Origin of the sequence: Sphingobium sp. Leaf26, from assembly GCF_001421665.1 — a bacterium.
In the GTDB taxonomy this organism is placed as follows: domain Bacteria; phylum Pseudomonadota; class Alphaproteobacteria; order Sphingomonadales; family Sphingomonadaceae; genus Sphingobium.
On sequence record NZ_LMKV01000031.1, the window covers coordinates 187,765 to 195,912 of the forward strand.

The 8,148-nt window shown below is 58.0% G+C and carries 9 protein-coding genes and 2 pseudogenes; 4 read left to right on the forward strand and 7 right to left on the reverse strand.

Translation table 11 applies throughout. The features are described from left to right. On the reverse strand, positions 1-1,317 hold the full coding sequence (locus ASE85_RS20395) for an alpha-N-arabinofuranosidase (protein ID WP_200928415.1): 1,317 nt from the start codon (positions 1,315-1,317) through the stop codon (positions 1-3). Positions 1,318-1,395: 78 nt separating this feature from the next. Between ASE85_RS20395 and ASE85_RS20400 the strand changes: the two genes are divergently transcribed. Further along, positions 1,396-1,716: an alpha/beta fold hydrolase gene (locus ASE85_RS20400; RefSeq protein WP_056693108.1), complete on the forward strand. Its 321-nt coding sequence runs from the start codon at positions 1,396-1,398 to the stop codon at positions 1,714-1,716. A gap of 22 nt (positions 1,717-1,738) precedes the next feature. On the opposite strand, the gene ASE85_RS20405 is transcribed toward ASE85_RS20400, so the two are convergent. Next, positions 1,739-2,389, reverse strand: coding sequence for a hypothetical protein (locus ASE85_RS20405; protein WP_156358443.1), 651 nt, complete (start codon positions 2,387-2,389; stop codon positions 1,739-1,741). Between the two features lie 222 nt (positions 2,390-2,611). On the opposite strand from ASE85_RS20405, the gene ASE85_RS20410 reads away from it, so the two are divergent. Next, positions 2,612-2,902, forward strand: a complete 291-nt coding sequence (locus ASE85_RS20410; protein WP_056693115.1) for a hypothetical protein — start codon at positions 2,612-2,614, stop codon at positions 2,900-2,902. Positions 2,903-3,071: 169 nt separating this feature from the next. Here ASE85_RS20410 and ASE85_RS24250 read toward each other — a convergent pair whose 3' ends face one another. Together ASE85_RS24250 and ASE85_RS20415 are read right to left on the reverse strand one after the other, a co-directional pair. After that, the gene (locus ASE85_RS24250) at positions 3,072-3,200 is read right to left on the reverse strand and encodes a hypothetical protein (protein ID WP_268795145.1); all 129 of its coding nucleotides are present in this window, start codon (positions 3,198-3,200) and stop codon (positions 3,072-3,074) included. Between the two features lie 104 nt (positions 3,201-3,304). After that, the gene (locus ASE85_RS20415) at positions 3,305-5,260 is read right to left on the reverse strand and encodes a flavin-containing monooxygenase (RefSeq protein WP_056693117.1); all 1,956 of its coding nucleotides are present in this window, start codon (positions 5,258-5,260) and stop codon (positions 3,305-3,307) included. A gap of 93 nt (positions 5,261-5,353) precedes the next feature. Between ASE85_RS20415 and ASE85_RS20420 the strand changes: the two genes are divergently transcribed. Both ASE85_RS20420 and ASE85_RS22705 read left to right on the forward strand, forming a co-directional pair. Beyond that, entirely contained in the window at positions 5,354-6,226 is an 873-nt protein-coding gene (locus ASE85_RS20420; protein WP_082462951.1) for an IclR family transcriptional regulator, read from the forward strand. A 225-nt stretch (positions 6,227-6,451) separates the two neighbouring features. Beyond that, positions 6,452-6,931 (forward strand): LacI family DNA-binding transcriptional regulator, encoded by a 480-nt coding sequence (locus ASE85_RS22705; RefSeq protein WP_082462952.1) that lies wholly within the window; start codon positions 6,452-6,454, stop codon positions 6,929-6,931. Positions 6,932-7,082: 151 nt separating this feature from the next. Here ASE85_RS22705 and ASE85_RS23250 read toward each other — a convergent pair. The 3 genes and pseudogenes from ASE85_RS23250 to ASE85_RS24125 all read right to left on the reverse strand — a co-directional run. Continuing rightward, on the reverse strand, positions 7,083-7,452 hold a 370-nt coding region (locus ASE85_RS23250; protein ID WP_156358449.1), incomplete at its 5' end, for an integrase core domain-containing protein. Positions 7,453-7,550: 98 nt separating this feature from the next. Then, positions 7,551-7,674 (reverse strand): annotated as a pseudogene (locus tag ASE85_RS24485) (IS481 family transposase); the annotation flags it as partial. 1 nt (position 7,675) lies between these two features. Beyond that, a pseudogene (locus tag ASE85_RS24125) lies at positions 7,676-8,148 on the reverse strand (IS481 family transposase); the annotation flags it as partial.

An 8,148-nucleotide genomic window follows, 5' to 3' on the forward strand; every position in this document is an offset into this window, starting at 1 on the left:
TTACGGCTCCAGTCGGACGACTGTGACCGAGTGCGGCGGCAAGGTCAGCGACAGGATGCCGTTGCTGGCGGTAGCCTTGAAAGGCTTTGGCGCAACCGTGGTCGGCGCGTCGAAGCTGTTCACGCTGGCAAAACTCGGCGCAGACAGCACCTCGCCTTCCGCACGGCTTGCCGCGAAGCCAGGCACATTAGCGGTCACCACGGATTCTGCCTTGGGATCAAGGTTGATCAGCGCCAGCCACACTTTGCCGTCCTTGCCGCGCGCGGCCAGCGCATCGACCTTTGGCAGGGTGATCTTGTCGAACTTATACTCGCCCGCGTTGAACGTGACTGGCAGCAGGGTCGCATCCTGGAAGGGTACATACATTTTGTAGATGTGGTAGGTCGGTGTCAGGACCATCTTTGGCCCTTCGGTCATGATCATCGCCTGCAGCACGTTCACCATCTGCGCGATGTTGGTCATTCGCACGCGATCGGCATGTCGCGCGAAGATGTTGAGGTTCATGGCGGCGGCCATGCCATCACGCAGCGAATTCTGCTGGATCAGGAACATCTGCTCGGTGCCCGCCTTGGGCTTTAGCCAGACACCCCATTCATCGACCACCAGCGCCACATGCTTCTTGGGATCATATTTGTCCATGATCTCGGAATGCTTGGTGATGGTGCGGTCCATCCACTGCGTCTGCATCAGGACGGTAGCATATTCCTTCTCACCAAAGCCTTCGGCAGGCTCGTTGAACGGAACCGAACCCCACGTATATTGGTGCAGCGAAATGCCGTCTATGTCCCAATAGATCGGGCTGCGCGTCTTCCACGCCTTCATGATGACTTCGGTATAGGACGGATCAGCACTGTTCGGCCCGGCGGCAATACGCTTCATGCCTTCGGGGTTGCTGGGCAGCGAATCCATCGGCTTGCCGCTCATCAGATCCTTGGCGATCGCTGCGAAATCGACTTTCGGCGCAGCCTGGGCGGGATTATAATTATGCACGAAGTGGGCAAAGGGCTTCATCTTCGTGACATATTCTTCGCCGGTAAATGGCCCGCCGCAGCCCCACATCTCGTTGCCCAGGCCCAGATATTTAACCTTATAAGGCGCTTTGCGGCCGTTCGCGGCCCGTTCGCTGGCGGCCGAAGCGGGAGCGACTGCCGTCATATACTCCACCCAGTCGGCCGCTTCCTGTACGGTGCCGGAACCGACATTGACCGAGATATAGGCTTCCGAGCCGATCTGTTCGGCGAAATCCATAAATTCATGCGTGCCGAAGCTGTTTGGCTCCACCGCACACGCCCACAGACAATAGGCTTTGCCATGCACGATTCCCCGGTCGGACTGGCGGCGTGGCTCACTGAAAAGCGTAGAGCGTGGAGCGACTGCGGGGGCGACGTTGAGTCAGTGTTCAGTAAAGATGACCTGATCACCAACACCATGCTGTACTGGCTGACCGACACCTATGTCAGTTCCGCGCGCCACTATTATGAGACCAAGGCCGAAGCGCTGACGCCAGCCCATGATCGCCAGCCCCCCGTCGAAGCGCCCACGGCGCTGCTCCAGTTCAAGGGCGACGTTTGGATGCAACCGCGCAAGTGGGCCGAGCGCTACTATAATCTCAAACGCTGGACCGTTGCCGAGCATGGTGGGCACTTCGCACCGATGGAAACGCCAGGCGTGCTGGTTGACGATATCCGGGCGTTTTTCCGGGCGTTGCGCTCTTGAGCGCGTCGCCCCTACATGAGAGTCATCCTTTAAGCTGTTCTAATTCATAATCGCGAATGATCCGGTCAAGCGAGGGTCGATAATCACCCAGCCCGTTGGGCAGAGAAACAGGCCTCCCTTCAGCGTCGCGCCCCGTCTCAATCAATTCCCTGCATTGGATGAACATGATGGCCGCGCCAATGATCGCCTGATTGGCTTCGATGTAGACTTCCAAAGCCCGGCCCCGCGGAAGGCCGCGCCGCTCCATCATAGAAACGATGTTCGCCGTATAATCGGCGGCGCGGTCCATCGTTTCCCCGCCCACCAGCTTGCCGATCATCTCTGGCTTGGAATTGAACAGCGCAAAGCACAGCGCAGCATGGCCTCTCAATACTTCCTGCCAGGTGCCGGCATAAGTGTCGGCCAGCGCACGAGATGCCAAGCGGTCAGCAACGAGTTCCAGCAAGTGATCGCGCCCGCGAATATAGCCATAAAGCGTGGCCACTCCGGTGTTCAATTCCTGCGCCACCGCCGCCAATTCCAGGCGTTCGATGCCTACCTTGCACGCAGCATTGATGATCGCATCCAGCGTCAGTCGACGCGGCCTGCCCACGGCGCGCTTGCCCCGCTTCTCGGGTAGATTCTCAACTGATTCCAGCGGCATCGCTGTGGTCTGTTCGCTGCGTACAGTCATTCCAGAATCAACCTCTCCCACTCAGCCTTCATTTTATCAGCTTGCCTGACAATCGACGCCAGACTGAACGTCACACTCTTCGTAAGCAAGGCGCTTTGACGCCATGCTGCGTCCGCGTCCAGATATTTTACGAATCGCTATCGACAATTCAGTCGATGCAGCTTAAATGCAAGCTCAGGCGGGCAATACCGTCCCCATCATATTGAAATATTGGTGACAGACATGAAGATTTCCTCCGCGTTCGCTTTCGCCCTTGGCCTGTGTGCAATTTCTGCCGCAGCGCACGCAGCAGACCCTTCCCCCGTTGCGGACGCTGCCACTCCGGTCGCCAAGGTCGGCGATCTCATCTTTTCCGCCGATGGCCGCCGCGTAGGTCGTGTCGATCGTATCCGCGGCAACAGTGTCGCCGTCATCATCGAAATGAAGATGATCTACATTCCTTTCGACAAGCTCAGCGCAGGGGATCGTGGCGTTGTCAGTTCCTTGACGCTCAAGGAAATCAAGCACCTCTGACCTATTACAGCGTCTGCTGCTGCACAGCTGAGTTTGGCAAAAGCAAGTAGCCGTGGGCCGGCAGTTGATTTGATCCGAAGCGTCGCGCTACGTGTCAAATTGGCCTACGAGAAATGCCCGCGCTTCTGTACAGACAGCAGCGCGGGCTGCTGCGGTGCCACAACCTGATTCAATTGAATAGCGAAAGATCGATGGCATCGCCCATCAGCTTGTAGCCTGCTTCGCCCGGATGCGGCCCGTCAGCGGCAAAGCGCCAACACGGCCTCCATGCGCTGTAAAAGCTCAGATAGCGACCCATCGGAACTTGGCTCCGTCGGCCCATGCTCGTCTATGGGACAGCGACGAAGATACGCTTTCGTTATCCTCTCCCCCTCCACCCCACGTTAGCGAACCGCGATACGCTCACCGCACAATCAGATCCTCGCCGAAACGGGGGCTTAAGCCGTCGTCGCGGGGACCGGAATCATTGCCAGCGGGGTCATGCAGCCAACGGTACATGCGACGGATGTCGATAGGTCCATTGACGCTCGATCGGCCCTGTTCGTTGCGGTAATAATTTTGCGCCCGCTTATCCATGTAGACCATCTTGCGATCCTCAGCATCGAGCAGATGCGCGAAGCGCCAATAGGCATCTTCGGTCACCTCGACGCTAGCGGCACCGCGCTCAATCAGGCCCGCGATACTGCGCAGCGCGAACTGGGCTACCAACTCCAGCAGATCTACCACTGTAAACCCGCCGAAATTGTTCGTATTAGGACCATAGCACATGAAAAGGTTCGGGAACGCTGGAACCATTGAGCCGAGATAGGCCCGAGGCCCATCGACCTTCCAGACGTCCTCAATCTTCACACCGCCACGGCCGCGCACGTCCATCGGCCATAGATAATCATTTGCGCGAAAACCGGTGGCAAAAACGATCGCGTCAACATCATATTCCTTGCCACCCGCGACGACGCCCTGCGGCGTGACCCGCTCGATCAAATCCGTCACCAGCGATACATCGTCCCGCAGCAATGCTTCGTAGATATTGTCGTCGGTATCAACCCGGATTGGCCGCGACGCCATCGGCGGGCTTTTCGGTGTCATTTTTTCGATCAGTTCAGGGCGCGACGCAAGCTTGCGCTGGATAAACTCCACACATATGTCGCGCGTCGCCTTGTTGCCCGCGCTGACCGTATCAGGATCGTCATGCTCCGGATCGATGTGCAAACCGTATTTCATGAGCGCCGGATTATAGCCGGATGCGATCCGGAAGCGGACGAAGTTGCCGTAGAAGGGAAAGTTCCGCTCCAGCCAGCCAATCTGTGGGGCCAGTTCCTTGACGTAGCCCCGGTCCTCAAAACACCAGTTCGGCGTCCGCTGGAACAGGAAAGTGTGCGCCGCCGACTTTGCGATGACCGGTACCGTCTGATAGCCCGATGCTGCGGAACCGACGACCGCAATGCGCTTGTTGGCGACGTCCAGTTCATCCGGCCACGTTGCTGTATGACAAGAAATGCCCTCAAACGTCTCGATTCCTGGAATGTCGGGCAACTTGGGCCGCGAAAGAAAGCCGACGCATGAAATCACTGCGTTGAAGTCTGCCGATTGCGTCCCCGACGCATCCCTGACCGTTAGCGCCCATTTTTTGGCGTCGTCGTTCCAGACCATCGCCTCTACCTCGGTGCCGAAGCGGATGTGATCGCGGACGCCAAACTCGGATGCCACCCAGCGGAAATAGTTCAGATTGACCTCCCGTGGACTGTAGCCGTGCGAGAAGGGATAATCATAGCCGAACAAGTGCGTGTATCCGCGGCTAGCGGTATCCACCCGCGCGCCTGGATAGCGGTTTTCGTACCAAGAACCACCGACTTCCGGGTTCTTTTCAAATACGACAAAGGGAATGCCGGCCCTCTTCAACTGCACAGCGACGTTAAGGCCAGAAATGCCGGTGCCGATGACGGCGACGGTGAAGCCATTCCGGCTGGCCGGTGCTTCTGCCTCCTGCCACCGCACGCCCCGCGCCCAGCGATCAAGCGCCAATTCCTCTAGCCAGATGTCGAAATCGGCAGCCGGAATTTCGTAGGCCGCGCTCAGTGAGAGGCTCTGTCGCAGCCGATCGACCGGTCCAATGTCGATCGACGGCATGCCGTCGTCGCGATAGCGTTTCAGGAAATTAGCCGCCTTGGCCTTGAGCGCCAGGACATTTGCATCGTCCGCCTCGCGCTCGCGACTCATTGTTATGGGCGCTCCCGGCATGGCGAGTATGTCGGGATCGCAGGTCAGTTGATAGAGCAAACCACGCAGAACCGCCGCGTCCGCGTGCCGCACCGCGTCCTCAATTGTCGCATCAGAAGCCGAAGCCAGCTCGTCAGTCATACCTCGTCCTAACTTTATATTTGCAATATCGAATTTACATATGCATTATCGTATTCCTCATTTCAAAATGCGTCAAGTTGTGAGAAAATTGTAATGTCACGACCAGCTCTCGCCGCATCACGCAGCACACGCATATTGGATCTGCTGGCGTCTCTGCCGGAACGCCGTTTCTCCCTGACTGAGATCGTGCGCGCGACAGGCGTGAATGCGGCATCCTGTCTCGCTATTCTGGGAGAACTTTCGCAGCGCGGTTATCTTCGCCGTCACGCATCCAGCAAAACATACTGGCTTGGGCCTGCGCTGATCGCCGCAGGCCAGGCAGCGATGATCGCGAACCCAATCGTGGAACAGGCAAAGATCATGGCCGAACGCCTGCGCAGCGAACTCGGACTACCGATATTGCTCAGCACGTGGGTAGATGATGAGATTGTGTGCGTGTTTTCACTGCCCGGCAAAGATGGTCGCACGGCCGGGTTGCGCGCTGGCGAGCGGGTGCCACTCGTTCCGCCCGTTGGCGCTTCCTTCATCGCCTGGGCTCCGCCTGAAGAGGCCGAAAAATGGATTGCGCGCCGCGCGGACGCTGAGGCGGACGAGATCGCCAGCTGGCTGCGCGGGACGCTTGCCGTAACCAGGGAACAAGGCTTTCACGTTACGCTGCGGCGGCCGGAGACAGAGGACATCGCGTCCATGTTGACCCGCGCGGCATCCGGTGACCGAACGTCCGACTTCTATCGGCAAATCGCTGCTTATGTGGAAGCGCTCGACATAGAAGTAGCCCAACCGGACATGCTCAATGTCGACGCCATGTTCGACACCTTGCTGATTGCATCACCCATCATCGATTCAGACACCTCAGCCATCTACAATCTTTGCGTTGGGGGGTTCACCCAGCCACTTGCAGCAGCCACTATCGCAGACATCGGCCGCCGCCTCACCATGTCCTGTGTCGAAGTGATGAAATATTGAGGGAGCGCTTGCTCGAACCATGTGGGGAATCGTGCACGATCCATATGGCAGTCTGGTCCGCGGGTTGGACGATTGATGCAAAACCAAGCGTCCCTCTTGGACCGTTCAGTCGCCGATTTGGGCCTTAGGTAGCTCAACACGCCCCTTGGTCTGCCCAAAATGGTTGCGCAATTTTCTGGGACTCGCCACAAATAAGCCGCCGCGCGCGCAAGCGAACAAGAATATATGAGCAAGAAACGGGACCAATCCAATTCTGTTGTAACGATCCGTGGCGTAGCCAAGCATATGGGCGTGTCATGGATGAATGTGTCCAATGTCACGAATGGGCGGAGGGTCACGCCTGCCGTCCGTGAGGCAGTTGAGCGCAGCCTTGCTGATTTGAATTATGTGCTCAACCCTGCGGGCAGGCCGCTTTCACGCGGATCCTACATCAGCATCAGCATTTTGTATGGCCCGATTGAACATCCGCTGGCGAGTACGATGATGATCGGTGCCTCTACCCCAGCCGCCAGGCTCGGCCGACATTTGCCGCCGCAATCGGCTGGGGACAGGCTTCGACTTCATACGGTCTGCGGCCTGCTCATGCAATCCAGCTTTGGGATCACGACCGAGGGATTGCCACCCCCGCAGCAAGGCGCCACGTCATGCCGCACCCAGTCACTCAAACGAGACAATCCAGCTACAGGAAACCATAACACGCCTTGAACAAATCTTTTCTACCTCAATTTCGGGATGCATCCCCAGCGATGGTTTTCGATGCTGCGTGGAAAGCGTACACTTGCGATCCTGAGCGTATTCCGGCCTTGGATAATGATCGTTCCTCGCTTGGAATCCGGGATGCTTCATTACCTAGCACCTATCTGTCTGGTTGCGACACATCATTGGCATAATATAATATGTCGTCGACTCTAGCCATAAGGTCGTCCTGCGCCGCTGGCTTGTAAAGGGGGTTGGGGAGAGCAGGGTTGAGTTGGATGCGTTCATCTACCTTTTGGCTAGGCGAACCATCCTGGAGGACACGCTGTCGTCGTCGATTGTAGGCACGATTAAAGCCAGTCAGCAGGATTTCGAGATTTGCGTGGCCGGCAACATTGATGCCGGGCACCTCGCTGGCGATGCGGCCATTGCAGCGCTCGACCATGCCGTTCGTCTGGGGCGTATAGGGCCGGGTCGTGCGATGGCTGACCTTGATTTTCGCGCAGGCGCGTTCAAAATCATCGGCGGTGNAGCGCTCGACCATGCCGTTCGTCTGGGGCGTATAGGGCCGGGTCGTGCGATGGCTGACCTTGATTTTCGCGCAGGCGCGTTCAAAATCATCGGCGGTGAAGCAGGAACCCCGATCCGTCAGCACATGGGTGATGCGGAAGGGGAACGGCCTTGAGGAAGGCAACCGCATTGGCGGCGTTCTCGGCGTCGTAGACGTCGAGGTGGACAAAGCGTGAGCAGCGNACATGGGTGATGCGGAAGGGGAACGGCCTTGAGGAAGGCAACCGCATTGGCGGCGTTCTCGGCGTCGTAGACGTCGAGGTGGACAAAGCGTGAGCAGCGTCGATTGCGACATAGAGGAAGCGCTTACGGATCTCGCCGTCCGCGGTACGCAACTTGGGCAGATGTTTAACGTCGATGTGGACAAAAGCGAGATCATAGTCGTGGAAGTGCCCCTTGCCCTTGCAGGGCTGCACCGTCGGCTTGGGTGGTCGTCGATTGAGGCCTTCGGCCTTTAGGACACGATAAATGCTATCGCGGTTGAGATGTGGTAGAAAATGCCGGAGTAGGAAAGCGAGATCGTCCAGCGGAAACCCTGTTGCTCTGCGCACGGCGCAGATGATGGCGCGCTCCTCCTCGTTCGTCCGCCAGGCAAGGCGCCTGGGTCGGCTTGATCGATCCTGGACCGCCTGTTCTCCGCGTCTCCGCCACTTGCG

What these genes read in the sequence shown, in the direction of transcription:
- ASE85_RS22705 (WP_082462952.1), top strand. Translation starts at nt 6,452, where the DNA reads ATGAGCAAGAAACGGGACCAATCCAATTCTGTTGTAACGATCCGTGGC.
- ASE85_RS24250 (WP_268795145.1), bottom strand. Translation starts at nt 3,200, where the DNA reads ATGGGTCGCTATCTGAGCTTTTACAGCGCATGGAGGCCGTGTTGGCGC.
- ASE85_RS20405 (WP_156358443.1), bottom strand. Translation starts at nt 2,389, where the DNA reads ATGACTGTACGCAGCGAACAGACCACAGCGATGCCGCTGGAATCAGTT.
- ASE85_RS20420 (WP_082462951.1), top strand. Translation starts at nt 5,354, where the DNA reads ATGTCACGACCAGCTCTCGCCGCATCACGCAGCACACGCATATTGGAT.
- ASE85_RS20415 (WP_056693117.1), bottom strand. Translation starts at nt 5,260, where the DNA reads ATGACTGACGAGCTGGCTTCGGCTTCTGATGCGACAATTGAGGACGCG.
- ASE85_RS20410 (WP_056693115.1), top strand. Translation starts at nt 2,612, where the DNA reads ATGAAGATTTCCTCCGCGTTCGCTTTCGCCCTTGGCCTGTGTGCAATT.